Source organism: Gemella sp. oral taxon 928 (assembly GCF_001553915.1).
Lineage (GTDB): Bacteria > Bacillota > Bacilli > Staphylococcales > Gemellaceae > Gemella > Gemella massiliensis.
On sequence record NZ_CP014233.1, the window covers coordinates 918,607 to 943,602 of the forward strand.

Here is a 24,996-nt window from a genome sequence, read left to right on the forward strand (position 1 = left end):
CCGCGGAAAATTTTCGTCCCTAGATATGCTTAGCATATCTAGGGTTTTTATATTTTAATTTTAGGAGGAATAAAAATGGAAAAAATTTTATCATTAGCAAAAAATAGAGGTTTTGTATTTCAGGGTTCTGAAATTTATGGCGGTTTAGCTAATACATGGGATTATGGTCCGCTTGGTGTTGAATTGAAAAACAATGTAAAAAAAGCATGGTGGAAAAAATTTATACAAGAATCACCATATAATGTAGGATTAGATGCTGCTATTTTCATGAATCCACGTACTTGGGAAGCATCGGGGCATATTGGTAATTTTAGTGATCCGATGATGGATTGTAAAATTTGTAAATCAAGATTACGAGCTGATAAGTTAATTGAAGAATACTACTTTAGTGAAAAAAATGAAGATGTAATTGTAGACGGATTACCATTTGAAGAATTGGAAAATATTATAAAACGTGAACATATTAAATGTCCTGAGTGTAACGGACATGATTTTACAAATATAAGACAGTTTAATCTTATGTTTAAAACAAATCAAGGTGTTGTAGAAAATGCGACAAGTCAAATTTATTTGCGCCCGGAAACCGCACAAGGAATTTTTGTTAATTTCAAAAATGTTCAACGTAGTATGCGTAAAAAACTTCCGTTTGGTATTGGGCAAATCGGTAAATCATTTCGTAATGAAATCACACCCGGTAATTTTATTTTCAGAACTCGTGAGTTTGAACAAATGGAACTTGAATTTTTCTGCCAGCCCGGTGAAGATTTAGAGTGGCATTCTTTCTGGCGTAATTATTGTGAAAAATGGTTACTAGACCTAGGAATGACAAAAGAGAATATTCGTTTGCGTGATCATGAAAAAGAAGAATTATCACATTACTCAAATGCAACAACCGATATAGAGTATAAATTCCCATTTGGCTGGGGAGAACTTTGGGGTGTTGCCGATAGAACAGATTATGATTTAAAACAACATATGGAATATTCAGGTCAAGATTTATCATATCAAGATTTATCAACAAAAGAAAAGTATATTCCATATTGTATAGAACCGTCTGTTGGTGTTGATAGAGTTTTATTAGCGTTTTTATGCGATGCGTATAATGAAGAACAGGTTGGAGAAAATGATACTCGCACAGTGCTTAAATTTCATCCGGTACTAGCACCGTTCAAAGCGGCTGTATTGCCACTTTCTAAAAAATTAAGTAATAAAGCTGAGGAAATATATAAAGAATTATCAACTGATTTTATGGTAGATTTTGATGAAACGGGTTCTATAGGTAAACGTTACAGACGACAAGATGAAGTAGGAACTCCGTTTTGTATAACATATGATTTCGAATCAGAAAATGATGGAATGGTTACAATTCGTGATCGTGATACTATGGAACAAACTCGTCTTCCAATAAGTGAACTTAAAGAATATATTTCGAAAAAAATAAAATTCTAAAGATTTATTATAAGTTAATCGGAAATATTGTAGGAGCGGAATAAAAAATGTATTTTTTATCCGTCTCCTATATTTAATTTAAGATAAAATTATTATTTGTACATTTGTAAATGATGTGAGACAAAAAAAGTAAAAAATAAATACCGGATATAATAGAATTACATAGAAGCTAGCTTCTATGTAAACCGTATGAAGCCCCCGACGTAAATTACATTATTTGATTAGATTTGCCAGCTTTAATTCCTTAGAGAACATTTCAGATTTCTAAAACTTATTTGTCAAGGATTTGAAAAAGGCGTAGCCCTTGTCCTTGACAAATAAGTTGTGAAATCTATTATCTAACAAGGAATTAAAGCCGGCATATTTTTATAGACTCTTTCCGTAACTCTTTTCTTTTTTCAACAGGAGAAAGCCAATTTAAAGTCTGCATAGGAAGACGGTTAGAGCGATATAGATACTTTTTCATCTGAGATATAAGATCATCATACGAAAAGAAAGATAAACGCCTGTAAAAACGTTCATTATCATTTCTATGACTACGTTCAACCTTACCGTTATGTCTAGGAGTTCTAGGTCTAATAAGTTGATGTTTAATGCCAAGATTATTACACAATACATCAAAAGGGTGTATTCGTTTAGTATCTTTAAAATGTGTAAATTCAAAACCATTATCAGTTTGAATTATCTTGGGTTTATACCCAAAATAATCAATAGCCATTTTAACAAATTGAACAGTAGAGTATGATGATTGTTCTTTAAAAGGGAAAATAAATCTTTCCCTAGTAGCTTCATCAATGATAGTATATTGATAAAATTTATCAGGAATTTTTCCTACATAACAACGTTTAGGAACATATTTCACATCAAGTTGCCATTTTTTACCAATTTCAGTAGGTGTGTCATAAGGTTTAGGTTTATAAGGAATTACTTTTTTCTTAGTATCTTTATAAAAGCCTAATTTTCTAAGCACTCTAAATAAAGAACAAGGATGTCTTTTATAACCTTTGTTGAATTTAAGTTTAGCATATAATTCAATCATAGAAATATTAGGATTACGTTTAATAAGATTTTTAATCCAAGACAATTCTTCAACTGTATGGGCGTTAGGGTGAATGGAATGAGGTCTATGAGACTTATCTATAAGAGACTCTTTAGTACCGTCATATTTTTTATTCCAACGCAAAAGAGAGGCTTTTGATATTTTATAGCGCCTACAAACAAAACGAATAGAGTTACCATTTCTATAAGTTTTAACTGCAGCTATTCTTGTTTGTAAAGTATGAGGTATATATCGTTGTGTTTTTTCTATATTTTCTGTTATAATAGTTTTCATAAGAGTAAATTCCTTTTTTTGATTTGTAGGTAACTTCATTATACAGGATTTACTCTTCTTTTTTTTATTATATGTCTCACATCTATTGTAACACTACAATTTAATTTAAGATAAAATTATTATTAAACTAGAGATTAAATGTGGTATATGTTATAATATTAATTGTTTAGATGTCTAATTAATTTTAGGAGAAATAAAAGTAAATTTTCGTGAGGTATAAAATGAAATATATATCAGTAGCTGTTGATGGTCCGGCAGGATCGGGGAAAAGTACAATAACTAAGTTGGTTGCTGACAAATTAGGATTTAATTACGTTGATACTGGAGCTATGTATAGAGCATTAACATATAATTTTTTAAAAAATAATTTAACTGAATTATATGAGGAAAAAATAGTTGAATTATTAAAACAAGTTAATTTTGAAGTTAAATTCATAAATGGAATTCAGCATGTTTTTATAAATAAAGAAGATGTGAGTGATAAAATAAGAACGGCAAAAGTGTCGAAATATACATCTTTATTTTCAAAATCTCCCGCTGTGCGTAATTTTCTGATTGACAGTCAAAGAAATTTATCAGAGGTAGGTAATATAATAATGGATGGTAGAGATATTGCTTCTGTTGTCTTACCTAATGCTGATGTGAAAATATTTTTGACGGCAAGTGTAGAAGAACGGGCAAGACGAAGAGTTCTCGATTTTAAAAAACAAGGTATTACAGACGTTGATTTTAAAAATGTTATGAAGGATATTGCAGCACGTGATTATCAAGATGAAAATAGAGAAATTGCTCCCCTTGTAAAAGTTAATTCAGCAATTTTAATTGATACAACGGATTTATCTATAGATGAAGTTGTAGAGAAAATAGTTTTACTTATTAAAAATGTTTTAAATTAGAGGGAGTGTATTTATGTATAAATTTATAAAAATATTACTATCGATTTATTATAGAATATTTTATAAGGTAACAATAATAAATGGTTCAAAAATTGAAAATGCCAAAGGAATAGTTATTTCCGGGAATCATTTGAGTAATCACGATCCGCTTTTATTTCCGGCATTTTTCTCTAAAAATATTCGTTTTATTGCAAAAGAAGAATTGTTTAAAATATTTTTTGTAAAGCAGGCATTAGAGTCAACAGGTGCTATACCGATTAAAAGAGGAACATTTGATAAAACGGCAATAAATAAGAGTATAAAATTATTAAAAGAAGGAGAAGTAGTCGGAATATTTCCGGAAGGTACTCGCTCTAAATCTAAAGAGCTTAGTTTGGGTGAATCACATAACGGAGCGTCATTTATAGCAACAAGGGCAAAAACAAAAATATTACCGTTTGCTATAATACCTAACAAGAATTTTAGATTATTTTCTAAAATAAAGATAGTTGTAGGTGACGAAATAGATGCTACAGCATTAAAAGAATCTGGTAAAACTCATGATGAAATAACAGAGATTTTAATGAACTCTATTTCTAATTTAATTGCTAAGGAGAGATAATATGTATGAAAAAACTATAAAATTCAAATTGCAAAAGAAATTTTTTAACAAGTCGGGATATTTAGATAATAAATATATTTATGAATGGCTTAATCTTGCTAAAAAACATTTTTTTAGTAGTTTAGGCATTAATATTGATAGTCTTATAGAGTATGATTTATATTATGCCGATATTGAAGTAAAATATTCAATAAGAAAAAATATTAAATTTGAAAATCAAGATATCTTTATAAAAGTATGGATTGACAAACATAACGGTGTTAAAACAATTTTTTCTTATGAATTTCTAATAAATGAAGAAGTTATTATTCTAGCTTCATCTTCACATAGCATTTTAAAAATTAATGGAGAAAGAGCTGTTAGAATAGATAGAAACCTTCCTAAATGGGATCAAATTTTAAGAGATGTTGTAAATAATGGAAAATAGTTTAGATAAGATAGCACATAGAATATTATCCCTAGTGCTATTTTATTTTATGATTTATATTTTTTGATAATAAAAATTTAATTTTATAAAAAACCTATATCTATATAGTTATATTTGTTTTAATTAACTACTATTGATAAAACGTATTATTTGTTATATACTTTTATAGTAATTAATGAATAAGTAAAGAAATATATTGAAAGGAAATAATATGATATATTTAGATAATTGTGCAACAACAAAGCCGTATGAAGAAGTTTTAAAAACATTCGTTGAAGTTAACAGCACATATTTCGGCAATCCTGCCAGTATTAATAAATATGGAAAAACCGCTAATAAATTATTAACGGCTGCACGTGAACAAATAGCAAATTTATTGGGTGTTGATAGCGATACTTTATATTTTACATCGTGTGCAACGGAGAGTAATAATATTGCTTTATTGGGAAGCGTAGAACATAAAAAAGATTTTGGTAATCGTATTATTGTTTCTAAAATTGAACATCCATCTGTATTAGAAACGTTTAGGGAATTAGAACACCGAGGTTTTGTTCTTGATTATGTTGATGTTGATAAACATGGATTTATCAATCTTGAACATTTAAAATCTTTATTAACAAAAAAAACGATTTTAGTAAGTGTTATGCATGTTAATAATATTTTTGGTGCGGTGCAGCCTATAGAACAGATAATCAAGATATTAGAAAATTATCCGAAAGTACATTTTCATGTTGATGGTGTACAAGGGGTTATAAAAGAGAAAATTAATTTGACCAAGGTTGACAGCTATTCAATCTCTGCACATAAGTTTCATGGTTTAAAAGGTGTTGGACTACTGTATTTAAAATCACGTCGTACAGTACATAATATTACATTCGGAGGGGGGCAGGAAGCCGGGTTACGAAGTGGAACGGTTAATGTAGCGGGTGCAGTATCACTAGCTAAAGCATTAAGACTATCATTTGAGAAAATAGATATTGCTAAAGAACAACATAAAGTTTTTAAAAAGAAAATTATTGACGAATTGGGACAATTAGAATATGTAGTTTTAAATTCTCCATTAAATGATAATTATGTTAATTCAATATTAAATATAAGTTTACCGAAGATAAAAGGAGAGGCAATAGTTAACGCCCTTAATGAACATGATATAATGGTATCAACAACAAGTGCTTGTTCATCAAAAACATTTCATTTGAATGAAGCCTTGTATGCACGAGGATTATCAAAAGAAAATATCCAAGGAAGCATTAGAGTCAGTTTTTCTTATATGACAACTTTAGAAGAGATTGAAACATTTATTAGCATATTTAAAGAAGAATACAAAAAATTTAAAGAGGTAATAGAGAGTGGAATATAGTCATATTATAATCAGATATGGGGAACTTACTCTAAAATCTGGTAACAGAAATGAATTTTTAAAAAAATTAACAAAAAATATTCGTTATAATTTACAGGGATTAAAAGGATTTCATATTCAAACTAAACGAGATAGAATGTATATTCATTTTGATAACAACGATTATATAGATGAAATCATAGAAAAATTAAAACACATACCCGGAATTCATAATTTTTCACCGGTATTACGTGCTGATTTGAATATAGATAAAGCAAAAAAAATAATAGATAGTTTATTGAATACAAAATTAGATAAAAATTACACATTTAAAATCCAAACTAAAAGATCGAATAAACATTTTGATTATAATACTAATGAATTAAATAATATTTTTGGAAGTTACGTATTGGTAAATTACCCAAATTTGAAAGTAAATGTAAAACAACCGGATTTTATTATTAATGTAGAGGTACGAAGTGAAGGGATTTTTATTTTCACAGATTTTATAAAAGGTGTTGGAGGTTTTCCTGTAAATACATCATCAAAAGCATTATTATTGCTTTCTGGCGGTATTGACTCACCGGTGGCAGCTCATACTTTGCAGGTAAAAGGTGTTGAAGTGGAAATGATTCACTTTCAATCACCACCATTCACATCCCAAGATGCTTTGAATAAAATTTTTGATTTAACAACAAAACTTAGTGAAGTAGTAGGAAGAGTAAAATTACATGTGGTAAATTTTACAGAATTACAAACAGAAATAGTAAAGAGAATACCATCTAATTATACTATGACTTCAACACGCCGTTTTATGTTGAGTATAGCGGAAGAAGTTGCGAAAAAAGAAGATTGTCTTGCTATAGCAACCGGGGAATCATTAGGTCAGGTAGCAAGTCAAACACTGGAATCAATGAACTGCATTAATGCTGTTACCAATATGCCGATATTACGTCCGCTATTAACAATGGATAAAGTTGATATAATAAAAATTGCAACTGAGATAGGCACTTTGAAAATTTCTAATTTACCATTTGAAGATTGTTGTACTATTTTTACACCAAAATCGCCTAAAACAAAACCAAAATTAGAGAAAATAGTAGAATATGAAATGCGTGATGATTATTCAGAACTAATTAAAAAAACTTTAGCGAGTATAGAAACTTATTTATTTGATAAAAATGGAAAAGTAACAACTAAAAATATAGAAATAGAAAAAAATTTACAAGATGAATTTTCAGATTTATTATAAGAAAGAGAGAATTTGATGGAAAAAAAAGTAATCGTAATTGGAGCAGGATTAGCCGGAAGTGAAGCGGCATGGCAATTAGCAACACGTGGTGTTAAGGTAGATTTATATGAAATGCGTCCTAAAAAAATGACACCGGCACATAAAACGAAAAATTTTGCGGAGTTGGTGTGTTCAAATTCATTAAGAGCTAACAATATAACAAACGCGGTCGGACTGTTGAAAGAAGAAATGAGAAGACTTAATTCTATTATTATAGAATGTGCCGATACAACTCAAGTTCCGGCAGGTGGTGCTTTGGCAGTAGACAGAGATCGCTTTTCAGAGATGATAACAGAAAAAATAAAAAATCATCCAAATATCAATATTATAGAAAAAGAAATATCAGCGATACCTAAAGGTGATGTTCCGGTAATCGTGGCTACAGGACCTTTAACTACAGATTTATTAAGTGAAGATATTAGAAAATATACAAACCAAGACGGTCTATACTTTTATGATGCAGCAGCTCCTATTATTGAAAAAGATTCAATAAATTTTGAAAAAGTATATCTAAAATCACGTTATGATAAAGGAGAGGCTGCATATCTAAATTGTCCTATGACAAAAGAAGAATTTTATACTTTTTATAATGAATTGATAAATGCCGAAGTAGCACCGCTAAAAGAATTTGAAAAAGAAATTTATTTTGAGGGATGTATGCCATTTGAGGAAATGGCAAAACGTGGTGAAAAAACACTATTATTCGGTCCGTTGAAACCTGTAGGTTTAGAAGATCCGAAAACAGAAAAAAGACCATATGCAGTAGTGCAGTTACGTCAAGATAATAAAGAAGGGACACTTTATAATATCGTAGGGTTTCAAACGCATTTAAAATGGGGAGAACAAAAACGTATTATTAATTTAATACCGGGATTAGAAAATGCGAATATTGTTCGCTACGGCGTTATGCACAGAAATACTTATCTTAATTCACCACAACTGTTAGAAAGAACATACCGTTTAAAAAAAGAAAAAAATATTTATTTTGCAGGGCAGATGACAGGAGTAGAGGGGTATGTAGAAAGTGCGGCATCAGGGATTGTAGCGGCTTTAAATGCTATATATAATACTGAGGGTAAAGAAGTAATTTTTCCAACGGAGACAATGATTGGAGCGATGGCGAACTATATTGTTGATAATACAAATAAGAATTTTCAACCTATGAATGCAAATTTTGGAATAATTAAACCACTGGAAGAGAAAATAAAAGATAAAAAAGAAAAATATACAAGATATGATAAAAGATCATTAGAAATTTTAGAAAATTTCAAAATTAATTAATTAAATTTCAAAAAAAGTCTTACAATTTTGCAAAATAGGTGTTATAATAAGCAGGGAAGTATTTTTGTAAGGAGAAAAAAATGGCAAGTTTATTACAAAAAACAAGAAAAATAAGCACAATTTTACAAGAAGGAAGACATGACAACGTTGATTTCGAAGCAATGGCAATGCGTCTTAGCCCAATATTAGACTCGGTAGTTTATATATTAGATGTTGAAGGGAATATATTAGGGTATGATTCTATTATTGATTACTCTAATGAAAGAATGGAAAGAATAATCCAAGATAGAAAAGTTCCTAAAGCATATCTGGATGCTACGATGAAGGTTTATGCAACAAAAGTAAATATTCCATTTAAAAATGAACTTTCTATTTTTCCTGAAGAAGAAGAAGAAAGATTTGAAGGTAATACTTATACGGTAATCTTACCAATTCGTGGTGGTGGTGAACGATTAGGTACACTGGTTATCGGTAGAATGGATAGTGATTTTAAAGACGATGATTTAGTCCTTGCTGAATATGCTTCAACTGTAGTTGGGATAGAAATCATGCACGAAAAACAAGATAAAGAAAAAAATCTGGCACGTGATAAAGATATGGTTAATATGGCGTTAAATTCTCTTTCATATTCAGAAAAAGAAGCGATTGAGCATATTTTTAAAGAATTAAACGGAACAGAAGGATTGCTTATTGCCAGCAAAATAGCAGACAGAGTGGGAATTACGCGCTCAGTTATTGTTAATGCACTACGTAAATTAGAAAGTGCAGGTATTATCGAGTCAAAATCCTTAGGAATGAAAGGAACATATATAAAAGTGTTAAAGGATTATTTCCTAGAGTTAATTTTTTCTAATGAATATTAAAATGTAAAATTGTTATAAACTCTCACATAAAAGGTGAGGGTTTTTACTTAAAAATAAAAATGATTAGTATTAAATATATATCAATAAATTTATTTTTATTATTATTTTTTCAAGATAATATGTTATTATTAATTTATATATATTTTTCTAATATACCTAGTAAAATTTTTAGGAAAAAATGGATATAAATACTTTGTTTTTTTTCTTAAAAATGGTATAATTTTGATAGGTTTTATTGTATTTAATAAATTAATGAAAATTTCAGGGGGAAGATATATGACATATATATTTTTATTTGTGTGTGTCCTTGTTCTTGGTGGTATAGTGGCACTATTTATCTTAAGAAACAGGAAAAAACAAGATTTATACCCTCTTTTAGTTATGAAAGATGAGCTAGAAAGAGAAACGCTATCTGATGATTTGAAGCAGATAAAAGCAATAAATATATCAGGTAAGGCAGAAAAACTTTATGCAAGTTGGGAAAGTGAATGGTACGAAATTCAAAGTATTGATATTGAAGAATTAGATAAAGATCTTTACAGTGCAGAAGGATATATCGACAAATTTAACTTTAAAAAAGCTGATGAAATTATTATGAATAGTGGTGAATTAATCGCTAATATTAAAGATAGAATATCAGGTATAAGAAAAGAAATTAAAGAGTTAGCTGAAATTGAACCTAGTAATAAAGAACTTTATGAGGAGATTGTTCAAGAGTATAAAGAACTTAACCGTGAATTATTAGCTAAACGTCATCAATATGGCACTGCTGCTGAAGAATTTGAATTAGAAATTAAAGAAATAGCACCACAATTAGATGATTTTAAATTGTTAACTTCAACAGGTAAGTACATAGAAGCACAAGAAAAAATTGTACATATTAAAGATGTTGTATTAAATTTGAAAGAAAGAATGGAAATACTTCCGGATCTGTTGAAAGAAATCGAAAAAACATGTCCCGCACAAATTCAAGCACTACGTCTTAAAGTAGAAGAAATGGAGAAAAAAGGTTTTAAATTAAATCATTTAGACATATCAGGTAAAATAGAAAGCAGTGTGTGGCAATTAAATGATGCAAGAGATAAGGTGAAGTCCGGAGATATTGATTTAATAGAAAATATTTTAGATGGAATTTACGATGTAATTGATGAGATTTCAAAAGATTTGAAAAAAGAACTTGAGTATAAGAAATACATTGAAGAAAACTATCGTGAAATTACAAATAAATTAAATTTACAAGACCAATTAAATGAAGCATTGTATAATAATATTCAAGAAATAAAAAATAGATACCAAATTTATCAAAAAGATGAAGAAATGGTAGCAAACTATTATGATGAGTTAAATAATCTGTTGAATATTAAACACGATATTGACGTTTATATTAATAATCAACCGAAACTTAACTATAAAGACTTAAAAGAAAAAGTCGAACTTCTAGGTCAAGGACTTGAGAAGATAGAGGAAGATCAAACGAATTATTCAAGGTATTTAACCAGTCTTCGTGAAGAAGAGGGTATTGCCAGAGAAAAATTATCATTTATTAATCAGGAGAAAGAGGTTATTAAACGTAAACTTGATAATTCCAGAGTTCCCGGTTTTAGCGACAGATTTATTGTTTTATACAAAGATGTAACGGATAGTTACAAGTATGCCTTAGAAGAATTAAGAAAAGAACCTATTAATATAGATTTATTAAAACGTTCCGTAGCAGAAGCAGAGGAGTCATTGGAGATTTATCGTTCTGAAGTAAATACCATCTTAACTGACATAGAATTGATTGAAAAATTAATTCGTTATGCCAACAGGTACAGAAAAGATAATGTTGAATTGCATCAACAACTAACAGTTGCTGAACAATACTATCGTGAATATCGTTATAATAAAACGTTAGAAATAATTAGAAATTCTTTAGATAAGATAGAACCCGGAGCATATGAACGCATAAGGAATTCTATTAAATAAAATAATAAGAAAAGTATTTAATATAGAGTATAAAAATCTATATTAAATACTTTTTTTAGGTTTTATGTAAAATATGGGGCATGAGAAAAAATAAGGATAAAATACTAAATATAGTTGATAGAATTAAAAAAATTTTAGTTATCAAAATGGGTATTATAGATAAATTAGATAATTATATTTAAGACTATATTTATTATTATTTTCTTAATTAACTATTCAACTCATAATTTAATAATTAAAATATTCTTTTATAAAACATAAATATTTTATTATAATTTTCTAATAGTATTTTTTTTTAGATAACTATATTTTTTAAAAAATATTTATTTTAAAAAATATTTTTAATATTATTAAAAAAATAGTCGATAAAATACTGTTTTTTATGCTTTTGTAGTATTAAGTATATAACTTTGTTCATTAGATTTAAGTTAAAAAAATGATGAATATCTATATTAAAAAATTAAAGTAAAATATTAAAGTAAAATTAAGTTATTTTTATTAGAATAAAAAACAGGATCGATTCACCGGAAACGTAGTCAGATAATTCTATGTTTTTAATTCTAATTTAAGGAGGATAGCTAAATTTACTAAGTCTTAATTTATTGAAGTCATGGTATATAATTTTTTATTAATTATAGCCAAATAAAAATTTCATAAATAAAAATTATTAAGAAAGGAACATATATATGTCAATTACAAAACGCGCATGGAATTATATCAGTAGAAAGAAAGTAAAAACTGTACTTATATTTCTGATATTAACATTGATTTCCACTGCATTATTAAGTAGTTTTTCTATTATGTTTGCTACTAATAAAATTGAAAAAAAAATATATGAAATATCAAATACAGGGTTTACTGTAGTTAGCAAAAATGTTGAACAACCTATCACATTAGATGCAGCTAAAAAATTTTTAGAAAATAAAAAAATTTCTAAATACAATTTTAAATATGATACTTTGGCAAAGCTAACAGATAAAAAAGTTGTTGATGTTAAACAAAATGTAACAATAGATGAATCAAATTCTAAACTAAGTAATTTAGTATCTATATTTGGGACAACGGATACAAAATTAGAAAAAGAATTTACAAGTGGAGTTTTTAAATTAGAAAAAGGTAATCCTATTACCGAAAAAGACAACTCAAAGGTTCTTATACATGAGAAATTAGCACAAAAAAATAATTTAAAAGTGGGAGATAAAATAAAATTACGTGGAGTTGCTATAAAGGAAACAAATACACAGGAGAGTAGTGAAGTTGAACTAGAAGTAGCGGGAATTTTTTCAGGACAAAAAAATGAAAAAAATACCGGCTTGAGTTCAGACGCTACGGAAAATACTATTTTTACAGATTATAATTCCAGCCAAAAATTATGGGGTTATAAAGCCAATGATTACAAAGTTACAACGGCAGTATATTTTTTATCTAATCCTAATGAAATTGATAGTGCAGTAGATACCGCTAAAAAAACTCCAATAGATTGGAATGGTGTTGATATTGTGAAAAATAATAAAGATTTTGAAGCAGTTTCTTCATCCGTTATAAATTTTAAAAATATTATAGACGTATTAACATTGGGTATTATAATAGGAAGTGTTGTTGTTTTATCTCTTATATTAATGTTTTGGTTAAGAGAACGAATTTATGAAATTGGAATTTTATTATCGCTAGGTATTTCAAAAATTAAAATTATTGCTCAGTTTATTATAGAGTTAATGATAATTTCAGTATTTAGTATAATTTTATCTTCCACCGGCGGTAATATTGTCGCAAAATATGTGTTTAAAGAATTTATAAACAACGGACAATTTGAAGATGGATCTACATCTATATTCGAAAGTGTTATACCGAAATTAGATTTTACAACTATTATCTCAACGTATGGGATACTAATTCTTATTATACTAATATCAGTAATAGGCACTTCATATATTATTTTACATAAAAAACCAAAAGATATTTTATCAAATATGAGTTAAGGAGATATTAAACATGACAATATTAAAAATTAATAATGTAAGTTATAATTATAACAATTCCAGAGAAAGTGTATTAAATCGTATTAATTATGAATTTGAAAGTGGGAAATTTTATGCAATTATCGGGAAATCCGGTGCAGGAAAATCAACATTATTATCACTTTTAGCCGGATTAGATACTCCCACAAAAGGAGAAATATTATTCAATGATAAGGATATTGCCGAAAGTGGATACAATCATCATAGAAGTAAACAAATTTCATTAGTTTTCCAAAATTATAATTTAATTGATTATTTAACACCGCTTGAAAATATTAAATTAGTTAATAAAGAAGCCGGTAAAGATATATTATTACAGTTAGGTCTTGAAGAAAAAGAAATTAATCGTAATGTTTTAAAATTATCAGGTGGTCAACAGCAACGTGTAGCAATAGCAAGGGCATTGGTGTCAGAAGCACCTATTATATTAGCAGATGAACCTACAGGAAACTTGGATGAAAATACGGCTATGGATATTATCGAAATTTTAATCAAATCAGCAAAAGAGAGAAATAAATGTGTTATAGTAGTAACTCACAGTAATCAACTAGCAAGCAAAGCAGATATTGTTTTAGAGTTAAAAAAACAAAAATTAGTAGAAATTAATAAATAAACATTTTAATTTTATATATGTATTAAGCGTAAGGAGAAAAAATATGTCAATTATAAAAAATGCCATCGCATATGTATGGCGTAAAAAAATAAAAACACTTATTATTTTCTGTATTCTTTTATGTATGTCAACTCTAATATTGAGTAGTGTTTCTGTAAAGAATGCAACAGATACGGCTTCAAAAGAAACTTTAAAAAATATAACGAGCAGTTTTTCTATGCAAATTAACCGTAGGGTTAATCAAGGGACACCAAGAGGTGCCGGTAATCTTAAAGGGAAAGATATAGAGAAAATAAAAGGAACTGAAGGTATTACAGGTTATGTAAAAAGAACAAATATAGTGGCAGATCTAGTAGATCATAAAATTGTAGAAGTACCCGGTGGTTCTGACAATCAAAGCGAAGAACGAAAGAAAAATTTCGGAAGTGCGGTTATGGTAACGGGAATTAATGATTCATCTAAAGATGATAAATTTGTTGCCGAAACATTAAAATTAGTTGAAGGTCGCCATATTAATGAGTCTGATAAAAATGTTACTTTAGTTCATAAAGATTTTGCACAAAAAAATAATATTAAAGTTGGCGATACTATAACATTAAAATCAAACGTTCATGATGCTGATAATGTTAATAAAGCAAATGAAACAACCAAGGTTAAAGTTGTTGGAATCTTTGATGGTAAAAATAAAACATCAGTAACCTACCCGCAAGAATTATATGAAAACATTTTTGTGACAGATACAGAAACTACCAAAAAATTATATAATTTTACAGATGATACTGCAATTTATCAAGATGCCACTTTCTTTGTTAGCGGTGGGCAAAACATAAACAAAGTAATGAACAGAGTAAGAGGAATATCTGATATTGATTGGCAGTCATACACTCTTATAAAAAGTAGCAATAACTTCCCTGCACTTCAATCATCAATTAATGCTATTTATGGTGCAACAAATAATCTATTAGTAGGAGCGCTTATATTCGGAGCATTAGTTCTTACTTTAGTTCTATTCTTATGGATCAATGGTAGAAGAAAAGAGATGGGAATTATGTTGGCATTAGGTATTAGTAAAACTAAAATACTTTTACAATTTATAACAGAAGTTATAATAATAAGTGTATTCAGTTTTATTGCAGCATATTTTACCGGAAATTATGTTAGTAAAATGGTAGGGGACAGTATACTTTCACAAGTAACTAAAAATATTACTAAAAAGCTATCGCTTGAAGGAAAAGGAGCAAATATAGGTGGAGGTGCAGAAGTAGATGGTTTTAATAAAACATTAACAAATCTATCTGTTCATGTTAGCCCTGAGGATATGACTAAAGTTGTAGGTTTCGGATTGATAATTATTATAGTTTCAGTATTAATTGCTTCTATAACATTACTTAGAAAACATCCGAAAGATTTATTAATGGGCGATAAATAGCTTCCAATATATAATTAAAATAAAACACTAACGAAAATGTACCGACCCCAAAAAGTTAGAACAAAAATCTAACTTTTTGGGGTCAGAACAAAAAATGTTAGTGTTTTATTAATTCTTCAATAATTTTCTCAAGTTTCATTGAACGACTTGCTTTAAAAAGTATTACTTCGTTAGGGTGAGTATTCTGCTTTAAGTAATTTGTCACTTCTTCTGTTGTATTAAAGTGAAGTGTGGAAATAGTATTTTTAATATTATCAGTAATATTTTTTGATAAAATTCCAACACTAATTACAAGATTTATATTTTTTGTATTGTCAGTAATATGTTCTCCAACTGAACTATGATATGATATTTCGTTACTTCCAAGTTCAAACATATCTCCTAAAACCAGTGTTTTATAACTAAAATCTGTTAATTCGTTTAAAACATCAATACTTGCTTTCATTGAAGTTGGACTTGCGTTGTAGGCATCGTTAATTATTAATGAATTTTTTTTGTAGGGTATGCTTTCAAGTCGCATTTTAGTAATCTCTTTAATATTACTTATAGCATTTTTTATTTCGCTGTAACTAAGCCCTAATTTGTGAGAAATTGCTATTGCAAACATAATATTATAAAGATTATGTTTACCTTTTAATGATGTACTAAACGGCGTATTTGAAATATTTAATTTAAAATTAATAGATTTACGGGTAATATTATAGTTTTCTAAGATTATATCATTAGATTTTAACTCACCACATGAGATAGATGTTATATTGCTTTGATTTATTAAGTTTTTAATAAGTATTTCATCGCCATTATAGACAAATACCCCATTTTTTTTCATGCCATTAGTAATTTCAAATTTTGCTTTGGCAATTCCTTCACGATTTTTGAAAAATTCAATATGACTTTCTCCTATATTGGTAATAACGGTGAAATCCGGTTCAACTAATTTTGAAAGATAATCCAGTTGTCCAAAATTGTCAGCGCCCATTTCAAGAACAAGTATGTCACTATCTTCCGGAGCGGAGAGAATAGTTAATGGGACTCCAAGTTCATTATTAAAATTTCCAGCTGTTTTATGAACTTTATATTTAGTAGATAATATGGAGCTAATAATGTCTTTTGTTGTAGTTTTTCCGTTACTTCCGGTAATAGCAACGATTTTAACATTTAAAGATTTTAAATAGTGATGTGCCAGTGTTTGTAGTGCTTTTTCACTATTTTCAACATAGATTATGTTTTTATCTAACTCGAAATTAACCTTTAAAGAAAGGGAAGCGACAGCTCCCTTTTTAAAGGCGGTTTCAATATAATTATGACCGTCGACATTTTCTCCTAAAAAAGGAATAAATAAATCTCCGGGTTGAACTTTCCTGCTATCAATAGCTATACCGGTAATGTATTTATCATCTATTAAGTTTACTTTTTTAGCATTTAGTATTTTTACCAGTTCAGTAATATTATATTTCATAAGTGGTATATCCTTATTCTTCAGTTAATAAATTTTGACGATCGCTATAACGTTCTTTTGCTAAAGCAAACAATTCTTCAATTATTTCTGGATAGCTTACTCCCATATTTGCCCAAAGCGATGGAAACATAGAAAATGGAGTGAAGCCCGGCATTGTATTTACTTCATTTATAAATATCTCATCATCTTTTGTTAAGAAGAAATCGGCACGAACTAAGCCGGAACCGCTAATAGCACGAAATGCTGTGGCTGCCATTTCTCTAAATTTAGGGTAGAAAGCTGTATTGATTGGAGCAGGGATGTCCATTCTTGATTGACCGTCAGTATATTTAGTTTCATAATCATAGAATTCAGTTGTAGAGATATTGACTATTTCTCCGGGATCTGTTGTTTTGATTTCATTATATCCCATAACTGCAACTTCAATTTCCTTGGCATCAACAGCACCTTGTTCAACAACGATTTTTTTATCAAATTTTAAGGCTTCTTCAATTCCTGCGATTAATTGTTGTTCGTTACTACAACGACTAATTCCAACAGATGAACCAAGGTTGGCAGGTTTTACGAATACAGGATATTTTAGGTTAGAATTAATATTTTTAACGATTTGTTCCTTATCATTTTTCCATGTGTATTCGATAAAGTGAACATATGGTAGTTGAGGCAAGTTATATGCTTCAAATAATTGTTTCATAATAACTTTGTCCATTCCGGTAGCTGATGAAAGAACATTGTTACCAACATAGGAGATATCCATAATTTCAAGAAGCCCTTGAATAGTACCGTCTTCTCCATTAGGGCCATGAAGAACAGGGAAAACTATATCAAACTTACATCCATTTTCGAACAATAATCCGCTAATATCATTATCAAAATTTGAGAATATTAACTCCTTTTGATTTTCAATTTGTTTTGTTATTTTTTTACCCTTAGCCCAAGCGCCGTCCAATGATATAAAAATAGGAAAGATGTTGTATTTTTCTTTATCAATTGCATTGATAATTGATTTTGCTGTTAGTAGTGATACAGAGTGTTCAGCACTTTTGCCGCCATAAATGATTCCGATATTTTCTTTTTTCATGTTTAATCTCCTAACATTATTTTATACAATATTTATAGTCTAAATAAAAAGGGATATTTAAACTTTCCTTTTATTATATCATAAATTAATAGAGTATAGTAGTTATATGAAAACATTTTACTAATGTTAAAGTTTGTATTTTTCTTTTAGTTCAAAGATAGTATCTCTAAGTTTTGCCGCACGTTCAAAGTCAAATTTTTTAGCCGCAGCGAACATTTCTTGTTCCAGTTCAGTAAGATGTTCTTTGATATTATTGTCGTTAATACTGGTTTTATTTTCAAGTTCTTTAATTTCTTCATCAATATATTCTTTCTTAGCACTAATTGCATCCCTTACATCTTTAATAATTGTTTGTGGTACTATACCGTGTTGCTCATTATAAGCGGTTTGGATTTCACGTCGACGATTTGTTTCTTCAATAGCTTTTTTCATACTACGGGTAATGTTGTCAGCATACATAATTACACGACCGTTAGAATTACGTGCAGCACGCCCGATTGTTTGAAGAAGAGCTTTATCACCACGTAAAAATCCTTCTTTATCAGCATCAAGTATGGCAACTAATGAAACTTCAGGGATATCTAAACCTTCACGAAGCAGGTTTATACCGACAAGAATATCAAATTTTCCAAGACGAAGATCACGTATAATTTCTATTCTTTCCAGAGTTTTTATATCTGAGTGAAGATATTTTACTTTAAGACCATTTTCTTTAAGATAATCGGTAAGTGCTTCTGCCATTTTCTTAGTAAGAGTAGTTACGAGAATTCTCTCACCTTTTTCTATAATTTTTTGTGCTTCTTTTGTCAAATTGAATACTTGATCACTAACGGGACGAACTTCAATAATAGGGTCCAATAATCCTGTAGGCCTGATAATTTGTTCTACAATTTTATTGCTGTGTTCTAATTCATAATCTCCGGGTGTTGCTGAAACAAAAATGGCTTGGTTTAGTTTGCTTTCAAATTCATTATAATTAAGAGGTCTGTTGTCCAATGCAGTAGGAAGTCTAAAACCATAATCAACCAAAACCTGTTTTCTTGCTCTATCTCCATTAAACATTCCACGAACTTGAGGAAGGGTTACATGTGATTCATCAACTACCAGTAGCCAATCTTTAGGGAAATAATCCAATAGAGTATAGGGTGTAGATCCTGGTTCACGCAAAGTTAAATGTAATGAGTAGTTTTCAATACCTGAGCAAAATCCCATTTCTTCCATCATTTCTAAGTCATAGTTGGTTCTCTGTTCTAATCGTTGAACTTCAAGCAATTTATTTTCCATGTTTAGAACTTTTAATCGTTCCTCCAACTCTTTACGAATACGTTTAATTGCCTCTTTAGTTTTTACTTCACCGGCTACAAAGTGACTGGCAGGATAGATGGAAATGTGTTCTAACTCATAAAGAACTTCCCCTGTTAATGAATTAATTTCACGAATTCTATCAATTTCATCTCCAAACATTTCAATACGAATAGAGTGTTCACCATGTGATGCCGGAAAAATTTCAATAACATCACCACGAACACGAAATGTTCCACGGCTGAATTCAACATCATTACGCATATATTGAATATTAATAAGTTTTTCAAGAATTTTATTACGACTTATCTCCATACCAACACGGAGTGATAAAACAAGAGATGCATATTCATCGGGAGAACCTAAACCATAAATACAGCTAACACTTGAAACTATAATAACGTCATCTCGTTCTAAAAGTGATGATGTAGCGCCATGACGAAGCATATCTATTTCATCATTAACAGAAGAATCTTTTTCTATATAGGTATCGGTAGAAGGTACATAGGCTTCCGGTTGAAAGTAATCGTAGTATGAAACAAAATATTCAACACGATTGTTTGGGAAAAATTCTTTTAATTCATTATATAATTGTCCTGCAAGGGTTTTGTTGTGTGCAAGGACTAGTGTAGGTTTACCGATATTTTTAATAATATTTGCTATGGTAAATGTTTTTCCAGTACCGGTAGCACCTAATAAAGTTTGATATTTTTCGTTATTTTTAATACCGGCTGTTAATTCAGCAATTGCGTTGACCTGATCGCCTTTAGGTTCATATTTACTCTGAAGGTCAAAATTAACATGTTGTCTTTTTATTTCCAAATTACTCAATCCTTTATTATTAATTTATTTTTAATAGAATGATAAATTAGTTTTTTATAAAATATTATTAGAAATATTATTTATATAAAATTTCCTTACAATTATATCAAAAATATAGTTTTCTATACAATTATAATATATAATTAAAATAAGTGAAAGAAGTTTAATTCTAAAATATTTTTTAAATACAGAAGAGAAGCAACTGTGTAAAACATTTATATAAAGAATTTGGGAGGTAGTATGGAATTATCAGAGAAGATTTTAGCTTTATTTTTATTAAATGGGCATATTATACTGTCAATAATACTATTGATAGTATTTATCGGTATGATACTTAGTAGAAAAAATAATAATTTAGATGTTATATTAACAATGCCATGGAAAAGATTTATCGTTATTTTATTGATAATTGAATTTCTTTTAATATCTCCATGGGCAATATTTGGATTTTATATGAGTATTTTTACTACTGATGCACCCGGAAGTAGTTTGTTTTATTTGAATTTTTCAATAGTATCTGTACTTGTTACATTGCTGATTTTTATTATATTATTTATATCTTGTTTAATTGGTTCATATAAAAAATATAAATTATATAAAAATTAGTGAGAAAGAAAAAAAATTATATTATTTTGAAAAGAATAATATAATAGAAAAATGAGGGGACTTAAAAACCGTGATTTTATTAGGTTCCCCTCACAGTTCATTAGATTTGGGAAAAATTTTTAAAAGTGTATTTTCAAATCAATGAACTACCTATTTGTTATAAAAAGTATAATATTTTAGGCAATCTCATTTATACTATTTTAATAGCAGTAAAACTTCTTGGTGAAATTACTATTCCAAATGGAGTGGAGTATGATTTGTTGTTTTCAAAAAGAATTTCTCCACTAAATTTTTTTATAAAATGAGCCTCATAATCTAAATTTATTACACATAGTATATTATTTCTTAAATAAGCGATACAATTATTTTCAGTATAAACCAATTCAAAATTAGATTTAAATTTTTCTTTGTGGTTATATCTAAAGTTAGATAATTTTTTATAATGAGATAATAAATCTTCATCTTTATTGTCATGAGTAAAACCTAAACGATTATAAGGATCTCTAAAACCATACATACCTATTTCATCACCATAGTAAATACAAGGAACACCGGGGAGAGTAAATTGAATGAAACTGGCAAATTTTAATAGTTCTTTTGCTTTATTATATTGTTCATAATTTAATTTATAAGTAGGACGTTCATCAACGGGAACATCTTCAGGTTCATCAAAAGCCAACACAGTTAAAACACGTTCAGTATCATGACTTGATAGTAAATTCATTAAGGAATCAAGAGCAGGTTTTGGGTAATTTTCTACCAATAGAGATATTTCATAAGCAAATTTTTCTGCATTACCATTTTTTACAAAATCAATAATCGCATTTCTCCATGGATAGTTCATCACACTGTCCAACTGTTTACCTAAAAAGTAACGACGACGTATATTATATGAGAATTTATTTGTAGCATCTTCCCAAACTTCACCTATAATAAGAGAATTTTCATCGTAATATTTAGTCGTTTCTCTTACTCTATCTAAAAATTCATCCGGAAATTCGTCTGCAACATCAAGACGCCACCCGGAAATTCCTAAATTTTGCCAAAAATTTAGGACACCTGTGTCTTTATTATTAATGAAATCACTATAATTTTTATTCTCCTTTATTACTGTTGGTAAATTATCAAAACCCCACCAAGAATTATATTCATAAGGAAAGTTTGAAAAAGAAAACCAATCATAGTAAGGAGAGTTTTGCGAATTAAATGCTCCAATACTGTCATAATGATTATAGCGATTGAAGTAAATACTATCTGAACCGGTATGGCTAAAAACACCATCTAAGATAATGCGTATATTATCATTTTTAAAATTAGTACAAAATTGTTTAAACTGCTCATTAGTACCGAAATACGGATCAATTTTAAAATAGTCTGCCGTTGAATAACGATGATTTTCAGAACTTTCCATAATAGGATTTAGATAAATGCTTTCTATATTCAACTGTTTAAAATAATTTTTTTCCTCTTCAATGCCTAACAGATTGCCCATTAAGAAATCTTTTGCACTATAATTTTTATGAGTAATATTGGAATGTGGCACAGTATTCCAATCAATATGTCTTATTCTGTCATCTTCATTTTTTGCTATTGTTGCCTCGTAATTATCACTTTTTTTAAATCTATCCGGAAAAATTTGATACATAATCGATCCTTTATACCAATTTGGAGTTTTATAGTTTTTATCATAAACTGTTAATTGCCAATCGGTATAAGAATGTTCATCATGTACTAATTCGGCATTTAATAGATTATTTTTTAAATAGGCGATAATATTATCAAATTGAAATTCAAAGTGATAAAAATACAACCCAGTTTCCAATTTTTCAAATTCTACTGAATATTTGTTATAATTATTTTTTTCGTTGTTTTTAAATGTTAAACTTTTAGAAATAATCTGTCCTGTAAAATCATTTTTTATGATAATTTTCAAATCATGAAAGAAAAAATTATCTTTTATTAAAATTTCAAATTTAATATTTTCATCATTAGTAACGGCTCCCTTAGGAAATTTATTTTGAATAGGATTGTAAATAATCATTTTTATTCTCCATTTATAAATGTATTAAAATCATATCTATTGTATTACAAAAAACAAGTAAAGTAAATATAGAAAAACTACTAAAAAATTTTTTATATTTGAAATTAATAAAATATAAAAAATAAAAAAAATCATTAAATTCTTTTGATAAAAATAAGATTTATGCTATAATGAAAATGTAAAATAAAAGTGAAATTTTTTTATAATTAATGCTAAAAAATAAGTTTTATTCTTGAAGTATAGGTTTTATATTTTTTTAGCAAATGAAGAAAACGTTTCCTGAAAATATTATAATTAGGAATAGGAGGTAATATAGTGGATAATGTGGCGGAATATTTATTTCATGAGGGAACAAATTATCATTCATACGATTTTTTAGGTTCCTTTCTGAGTGAAGATGGATGCACATTTAGAGTATGGGCACCAAACGCTAAAAAAGTTTATGTTACGGGAGAATTTTGTGGTTGGAAACCGAAAATTCATGAGATGAAACGAATTAGCAATAAGGGTATTTATGAAATCAAATTACCGAATATAAAGCAATATGATAGCTATAAATATTTTATAGTAACCTCGAGTGGAAAAGAGTTATGGAAAGCAGATCCTTATGCAAGACACTCAGAAACAAGACCCGAAACCGCATCAAAGGTTTATAAAGATTTTTCTTATCAATGGCATGATGAAAAATGGATGAAAAAAAGAACGATACCTTATACGGAACCGATGAATATATACGAAGTTCATCTTGGTTCATGGAAACATGATGAACTTGGAAATGAATTAAGTTATCAGGCTTTAGCAGAAGAATTAGTTTCCTATGTAAAAGAAATGAATTATACCCATATAGAATTAATGCCAATAACTGAATATCCTTACGATAAATCTTGGGGGTATCAGGTAACAGGATATTTTGCTCCTACGTCAAGGTATGGAATACCGGAAGATTTTATGTATTTTGTTGATAAGTGTCATCAAAATAACATAGGCGTTATTTTGGATTGGGTTCCCGGACATTTTACAAAAGATGAACATGGGTTATACGAATTTGACGGTACGCAATGTTATGAATATTCAGACGTTAGAAAAATGGAACATGCTGGTTGGGGTACAAGGGTTTTTGACTATGGTAAAAATGAAGTTAAATCTTTTTTAATATCAAGCGCTGTTTACTGGTTGGATAAATTTCATATAGACGGACTTAGGGTAGATGCGGTTAGTTCGATGATTTTTTTAAATTACTGTCGTGATGATGACGAATCTGCTCGAAATATTTATGGAGGCTTTGAAAATTTAGAAGCTATAGATTTTTTAAAGACTTTGAATAATCACGTAAGAGAATATTATCCAACCGTCATGATGATTGCCGAAGAATCAACGAGTTATCCAAAAATTACAGTACCGGTAGAACACGGTGGACTTGGTTTTAATTTTAAATGGAATATGGGTTGGATGAATGATAGCCTTAATTATCTTGAAATTGATCCCTTTTTTAGAAACGGTTCACATGATAAATTTACATTTTCAATGTACTATGCTTTTTCGGAGAATTTTATACTACCAATCTCGCACGATGAGGTGGTACATGGTAAAAAATCCTTATTAGATAAAAGCCCTGTAGCTTATGATGATAAATTTAATAATTTTAGAGCATTTTTAGGTTATATGTTTGCTCATCCCGGCAAAAAATTGACATTTATGGGAATTGATATTGCTCAATTTATTGAATGGGATGAAGTGAGAGAACTTGATTGGTTGCTTATGTTATATCCAAAACATGTAGCTACACATCGCTATGTAAAAGAGTTAAATAAATACTATAGACAAACGTCGGCTTTTTGGCAAAACGATGGTGATTGGAGCGGTTTTAAGTGGCATATTGTTGATGATAAACAAAATGAAGTTTTTGCATTTTTACGTAAAGATAATAATGATAAAGAAGTGTTGGTGGTATCCAATTTTTCAGGTCAAACTTTAAAAGGTTATGAAGTTGGTGTAGATGCTTGGGGAAGTTATAAAGTGGTACTTAATTCAGATGCAAAAAAATATGACGGAAGCGGATTACAAAATAGAAATTTAAAAACAGTTAAAAAAGAAAAAAATAATTTTAAATATACTTTAAGTATAAATATTCCACCTTATGCAACATTATATATAGAGAAAAAATACTAAACTTATAGATG

At 28.7% G+C, this 24,996-nt stretch carries 19 protein-coding genes; 14 read left to right on the forward strand and 5 right to left on the reverse strand.

The genetic code is table 11. The annotated features are described in order from the left end of the window. Positions 1–75 precede the first annotated feature (75 nt). Positions 76–1,449: a glycine--tRNA ligase gene (locus AXE85_RS04170; protein ID WP_062173312.1), complete on the forward strand. Its 1,374-nt coding sequence runs from the start codon at positions 76–78 to the stop codon at positions 1,447–1,449. 349 nt (positions 1,450–1,798) lie between these two features. Here AXE85_RS04170 and AXE85_RS04175 read toward each other — a convergent pair whose 3' ends face one another. After that, complete coding sequence (locus AXE85_RS04175) at positions 1,799–2,782, reverse strand: DDE-type integrase/transposase/recombinase (RefSeq protein ID WP_062174720.1); 984 nt, start codon at positions 2,780–2,782, stop codon at positions 1,799–1,801. Between the two features lie 221 nt (positions 2,783–3,003). Between AXE85_RS04175 and cmk the strand changes: the two genes are divergently transcribed. From cmk to AXE85_RS04230, 11 genes are all read left to right on the forward strand, one after another. After that, on the forward strand, positions 3,004–3,678 hold the full coding sequence (cmk, locus tag AXE85_RS04180; protein ID WP_062173314.1) for a (d)CMP kinase: 675 nt from the start codon (positions 3,004–3,006) through the stop codon (positions 3,676–3,678). Positions 3,679–3,691: 13 nt separating this feature from the next. Further along, positions 3,692–4,279: a lysophospholipid acyltransferase family protein gene (locus AXE85_RS04185; RefSeq protein WP_062173316.1), complete on the forward strand. Its 588-nt coding sequence runs from the start codon at positions 3,692–3,694 to the stop codon at positions 4,277–4,279. Position 4,280: 1 nt separating this feature from the next. After that, positions 4,281–4,706 carry an acyl-CoA thioesterase family protein gene (locus AXE85_RS04190; RefSeq protein WP_062173317.1) on the forward strand — a complete coding sequence of 142 codons (426 nt, stop codon included), beginning with the start codon at positions 4,281–4,283 and terminating at the stop codon, positions 4,704–4,706. Between the two features lie 211 nt (positions 4,707–4,917). Then, positions 4,918–6,066 carry a cysteine desulfurase family protein gene (locus AXE85_RS04195; protein ID WP_062173318.1) on the forward strand — a complete coding sequence of 383 codons (1,149 nt, stop codon included), beginning with the start codon at positions 4,918–4,920 and terminating at the stop codon, positions 6,064–6,066. Continuing rightward, positions 6,056–7,297, forward strand: coding sequence for a tRNA uracil 4-sulfurtransferase ThiI (gene thiI / locus AXE85_RS04200; RefSeq protein ID WP_062173319.1), 1,242 nt, complete (start codon positions 6,056–6,058; stop codon positions 7,295–7,297). The genes AXE85_RS04195 and thiI overlap by 11 nt, the downstream gene beginning before the upstream one ends. Before the next feature lie 15 nt (positions 7,298–7,312). Further along, on the forward strand, positions 7,313–8,617 hold the full coding sequence (gene trmFO / locus AXE85_RS04205; protein ID WP_062173320.1) for an FADH(2)-oxidizing methylenetetrahydrofolate--tRNA-(uracil(54)-C(5))-methyltransferase TrmFO: 1,305 nt from the start codon (positions 7,313–7,315) through the stop codon (positions 8,615–8,617). An 80-nt stretch (positions 8,618–8,697) separates the two neighbouring features. Beyond that, the gene (gene codY, locus AXE85_RS04210; protein WP_021752568.1) at positions 8,698–9,480 is read left to right on the forward strand and encodes a GTP-sensing pleiotropic transcriptional regulator CodY; all 783 of its coding nucleotides are present in this window, start codon (positions 8,698–8,700) and stop codon (positions 9,478–9,480) included. A gap of 276 nt (positions 9,481–9,756) precedes the next feature. Continuing rightward, complete coding sequence (locus AXE85_RS04215) at positions 9,757–11,445, forward strand: septation ring formation regulator EzrA (RefSeq protein ID WP_062173321.1); 1,689 nt, start codon at positions 9,757–9,759, stop codon at positions 11,443–11,445. A gap of 686 nt (positions 11,446–12,131) precedes the next feature. Next, positions 12,132–13,424, forward strand: coding sequence for an ABC transporter permease (locus tag AXE85_RS04220; protein ID WP_062173322.1), 1,293 nt, complete (start codon positions 12,132–12,134; stop codon positions 13,422–13,424). Positions 13,425–13,437: 13 nt separating this feature from the next. Next, positions 13,438–14,076 carry an ABC transporter ATP-binding protein gene (locus AXE85_RS04225; RefSeq protein ID WP_062173324.1) on the forward strand — a complete coding sequence of 213 codons (639 nt, stop codon included), beginning with the start codon at positions 13,438–13,440 and terminating at the stop codon, positions 14,074–14,076. 43 nt (positions 14,077–14,119) lie between these two features. Continuing rightward, on the forward strand, positions 14,120–15,505 hold the full coding sequence (locus tag AXE85_RS04230) for an ABC transporter permease (protein ID WP_062173326.1): 1,386 nt from the start codon (positions 14,120–14,122) through the stop codon (positions 15,503–15,505). 97 nt (positions 15,506–15,602) lie between these two features. On the opposite strand, the gene AXE85_RS04235 is transcribed toward AXE85_RS04230, so the two are convergent. The 3 genes from AXE85_RS04235 to uvrB form a co-directional block, all read right to left on the reverse strand. Further along, positions 15,603–16,964: a UDP-N-acetylmuramoyl-tripeptide--D-alanyl-D-alanine ligase gene (locus tag AXE85_RS04235; protein WP_062173328.1), complete on the reverse strand. Its 1,362-nt coding sequence runs from the start codon at positions 16,962–16,964 to the stop codon at positions 15,603–15,605. A gap of 13 nt (positions 16,965–16,977) precedes the next feature. Further along, the gene (locus tag AXE85_RS04240; RefSeq protein WP_062173329.1) at positions 16,978–18,045 is read right to left on the reverse strand and encodes a D-alanine--D-alanine ligase; all 1,068 of its coding nucleotides are present in this window, start codon (positions 18,043–18,045) and stop codon (positions 16,978–16,980) included. 126 nt (positions 18,046–18,171) lie between these two features. Next, the gene (uvrB, locus tag AXE85_RS04245) at positions 18,172–20,169 is read right to left on the reverse strand and encodes an excinuclease ABC subunit UvrB (RefSeq protein ID WP_062173331.1); all 1,998 of its coding nucleotides are present in this window, start codon (positions 20,167–20,169) and stop codon (positions 18,172–18,174) included. Between the two features lie 240 nt (positions 20,170–20,409). Between uvrB and AXE85_RS04250 the strand changes: the two genes are divergently transcribed. Beyond that, the gene (locus AXE85_RS04250; protein WP_062173333.1) at positions 20,410–20,775 is read left to right on the forward strand and encodes a hypothetical protein; all 366 of its coding nucleotides are present in this window, start codon (positions 20,410–20,412) and stop codon (positions 20,773–20,775) included. A gap of 190 nt (positions 20,776–20,965) precedes the next feature. On the opposite strand, the gene AXE85_RS04255 is transcribed toward AXE85_RS04250, so the two are convergent. Continuing rightward, positions 20,966–22,816: a glycoside hydrolase family 13 protein gene (locus tag AXE85_RS04255; protein ID WP_062173335.1), complete on the reverse strand. Its 1,851-nt coding sequence runs from the start codon at positions 22,814–22,816 to the stop codon at positions 20,966–20,968. Between the two features lie 315 nt (positions 22,817–23,131). On the opposite strand from AXE85_RS04255, the gene glgB reads away from it, so the two are divergent. After that, the gene (glgB, locus tag AXE85_RS04260) at positions 23,132–24,985 is read left to right on the forward strand and encodes a 1,4-alpha-glucan branching protein GlgB (RefSeq protein WP_062173337.1); all 1,854 of its coding nucleotides are present in this window, start codon (positions 23,132–23,134) and stop codon (positions 24,983–24,985) included. The last annotated feature ends 11 nt before the right edge of the window (positions 24,986–24,996 follow it).

Excerpts from the sequence above, each read along its gene's own strand:
- AXE85_RS04215 (WP_062173321.1), top strand. The coding sequence starts at position 9,757 with ATGACATATATATTTTTATTTGTGTGTGTCCTTGTTCTTGGTGGTATA.
- AXE85_RS04190 (WP_062173317.1), top strand. The coding sequence starts at position 4,281 with ATGTATGAAAAAACTATAAAATTCAAATTGCAAAAGAAATTTTTTAAC.
- AXE85_RS04230 (WP_062173326.1), top strand. The coding sequence starts at position 14,120 with ATGTCAATTATAAAAAATGCCATCGCATATGTATGGCGTAAAAAAATA.
- AXE85_RS04250 (WP_062173333.1), top strand. The coding sequence starts at position 20,410 with ATGGAATTATCAGAGAAGATTTTAGCTTTATTTTTATTAAATGGGCAT.
- AXE85_RS04185 (WP_062173316.1), top strand. The coding sequence starts at position 3,692 with ATGTATAAATTTATAAAAATATTACTATCGATTTATTATAGAATATTT.
- AXE85_RS04235 (WP_062173328.1), bottom strand. The coding sequence starts at position 16,964 with ATGAAATATAATATTACTGAACTGGTAAAAATACTAAATGCTAAAAAA.
- cmk (WP_062173314.1), top strand. The coding sequence starts at position 3,004 with ATGAAATATATATCAGTAGCTGTTGATGGTCCGGCAGGATCGGGGAAA.
- AXE85_RS04170 (WP_062173312.1), top strand. The coding sequence starts at position 76 with ATGGAAAAAATTTTATCATTAGCAAAAAATAGAGGTTTTGTATTTCAG.
- AXE85_RS04195 (WP_062173318.1), top strand. The coding sequence starts at position 4,918 with ATGATATATTTAGATAATTGTGCAACAACAAAGCCGTATGAAGAAGTT.
- trmFO (WP_062173320.1), top strand. The coding sequence starts at position 7,313 with ATGGAAAAAAAAGTAATCGTAATTGGAGCAGGATTAGCCGGAAGTGAA.
- codY (WP_021752568.1), top strand. The coding sequence starts at position 8,698 with ATGGCAAGTTTATTACAAAAAACAAGAAAAATAAGCACAATTTTACAA.
- AXE85_RS04255 (WP_062173335.1), bottom strand. The coding sequence starts at position 22,816 with ATGATTATTTACAATCCTATTCAAAATAAATTTCCTAAGGGAGCCGTT.
- AXE85_RS04225 (WP_062173324.1), top strand. The coding sequence starts at position 13,438 with ATGACAATATTAAAAATTAATAATGTAAGTTATAATTATAACAATTCC.
- AXE85_RS04240 (WP_062173329.1), bottom strand. The coding sequence starts at position 18,045 with ATGAAAAAAGAAAATATCGGAATCATTTATGGCGGCAAAAGTGCTGAA.
- AXE85_RS04220 (WP_062173322.1), top strand. The coding sequence starts at position 12,132 with ATGTCAATTACAAAACGCGCATGGAATTATATCAGTAGAAAGAAAGTA.
- AXE85_RS04175 (WP_062174720.1), bottom strand. The coding sequence starts at position 2,782 with ATGAAAACTATTATAACAGAAAATATAGAAAAAACACAACGATATATA.